The organism is Roseixanthobacter psychrophilus, assembly GCF_043195195.1.
Lineage (GTDB): Bacteria > Pseudomonadota > Alphaproteobacteria > Rhizobiales > Xanthobacteraceae > NCEH01.
On the sequence record NZ_JBAFWT010000125.1, the window covers coordinates 1 to 1,558 of the forward strand.

The 1,558-nt window shown below is 72.8% G+C and carries 2 protein-coding genes; both read left to right on the forward strand.

Translation table 11 applies throughout. From position 1 onward, the window contains the following. A partial coding sequence (locus tag V5F77_RS28735; protein ID WP_429008460.1) for a phage GP46 family protein occupies positions 1–306 on the forward strand: 306 nt, incomplete at its 5' end. Further along, positions 306–1,409: a baseplate J/gp47 family protein gene (locus V5F77_RS28740; protein ID WP_429008461.1), complete on the forward strand. Its 1,104-nt coding sequence runs from the start codon at positions 306–308 to the stop codon at positions 1,407–1,409. The genes V5F77_RS28735 and V5F77_RS28740, both read left to right, overlap by 1 nt. Positions 1,410–1,558 lie beyond the last annotated feature (149 nt).

Here is a 1,558-nt window from a genome sequence, read left to right on the forward strand (position 1 = left end):
GTCACAGAACTCAACGAGCCCACCTCCCTGGTGGAGCGCCGGGGCTGGGCGGGCGACGCGCTCGATGCCGAAGGGCGGCTGATCGGCTCGCGGCTGTGGCTGCTGGACCGCGCCAAGGAAAACGAACTCACCCGCATGATGGGCGAGGAATGGACCCGCGAGGCCTATGCCTGGGTCGAGGGCGAGACCAACACGGCGCCGGAAATCGAGGTCGCCTGGGTGCGGGCCGGAGTGCTCGGCGTGCGGGCGCGGGTCGACGGGCGCGCCATTGCCGTTTCCCGTCGCGTCGGGGCGGAGGCGGCCTGATGCCCTTTCCCCTGCCATCGCCCGCCGAACTGATCCGCCGCCTGGAAGGCCGCGCCGAGGCCGCCATCCTGCGCGCCCGGCCGGCCGCCGAGCCCGCCGCCGTCGCCCGTGCCGTTCGCTCGCCCCGTGGCATGGCCGCCATCCTCCTGCGCGTTTTTGCGATGGAGCTGTACGAGGCGCACCTGCATCTGCGCTGGTGGGGCGACCAGTATTTTCCCGATACCGCCGAGCGCGAGAAGCTGGAGCGGCATGCGTCGATCTGGGGCGTGACGCGCCGGCCGGCGACACCGGCCATCGGGCTTGCCGTCGTCACCGGCACGGCCGGCACGCTCATCCCGTCCGGCCTGCGCCTGCAGGGCGCCGGCAGCGCGGTCTATGAGGTGCTTAATCCCGCGACCGTCTCCGACGCGGGCACGGCCACCCTCAGCCTGCGGGCGATCGCCGCCGGCATCGCCGGCAATGCGGCGGCCGGGCTGCGCCTGACGCCGCTCGCGCTGGTCACGGGACTCGATCCGCAGGAAGCGGTGGTCGATGCGGAGGGGCTCGCCGGCGGCGCGGAGATCGAGAGCGACGCCTCCCTGCTGCAGCGGCTGCTGGCCGAGATCCAGGAGCCCGCGCACGGCGGCGCGCGATTCGATTATCCGCGTTGGATCCAGAATAAATTTCCCGCCGTCCAGGTGGCGTGCATCCCGAACTGGGTCGGCGCCGGCACCGTCGGCGTGGTCGCGGCCATGGGCTCGGCCGCGCTGCCGCGTCCGCCGACGTCCACCGAGATCGCCGCCATGGCCGCCGAGCTGGAGATCCAGCGCCCCGTCACCGCCGAGGTGCATGTGCTGGCTGCCGCGCTGCTGCCGACGCCGCTCACGCTGATGATCGATCCCTATGAGGCGCGGGTCAGGACGGCGGTCGAAGCGGCGCGCGCCAGCTTTTTCGCGCGCGAGGCGACCATCGGCGGGCGCATCTATCGCTCGCGCCTTTCCGAGGCCATCTCGGCCGCCGTGGGCGAGTATCGGCACGAGATCATGTCGCCCACCTCGGACATCATCCCGGCGCGCACAGAGCTGCCGGTGCCGGGCGCCATCTCCTGGGTGGTGCCGTCATGAGCCGCAGCGCCGCCGCCGTGCACGAGGAGATGCTCTCGCTGCTGCCGGGCGGCTGGATCTGGCCGCGCCGCAGTGACGCGAGCCTGCTCTCGGCGCTGCTGGAGCCCATGGCCGGCGAGATCGCCGCGCTTGAGGCGACCGCCGAGGCC

Bases quoted from the DNA above. Each gene is read 5' to 3' on its own strand.
- V5F77_RS28740 (WP_429008461.1), top strand. From the start codon at position 306: ATGCCCTTTCCCCTGCCATCGCCCGCCGAACTGATCCGCCGCCTGGAA.